Annotated in this window: 1 pseudogene; it reads right to left on the bottom strand. The window is 67.8% G+C overall.

From position 1 onward, the window contains the following. Window positions 1-270, bottom strand: a pseudogene (locus AC0IYH_RS31750) (hypothetical protein); the annotation flags it as partial.

The following is a 270-nucleotide window of genomic DNA, read 5'->3' as shown; positions in this document are numbered from 1 at the left end:
GAACACGCTGTGTTCGGACGTATAGCGCCGCGTCCGCCGCTGGCGCGACAACGACCGGCCATCGACATACAGTTTCTGGCGCGACCGCACCGTCTCCGCATCGGAGGACGCGCCGGTCAGCAGCGTGTCGCGGTGGCTGGCCCCGACCAGCAGGCTCCACCTGTCGCTGAAATCATGCTGGAGCCGCAACTGGTGCCCCGTCGCACGCGCCACGGTATCGCCGTCGCTTGGCTCGCCCAGAAAGCGCGAGCGCGGTACGGTGTCGAAATC

The sequence above is a fragment of the Pseudomonas sp. AC463 genome (genome assembly GCF_979253585.1).
The sequence above is the reverse complement of the archived record's forward strand: the minus strand, read 5'-3'. Positions and strand labels throughout refer to the sequence as shown.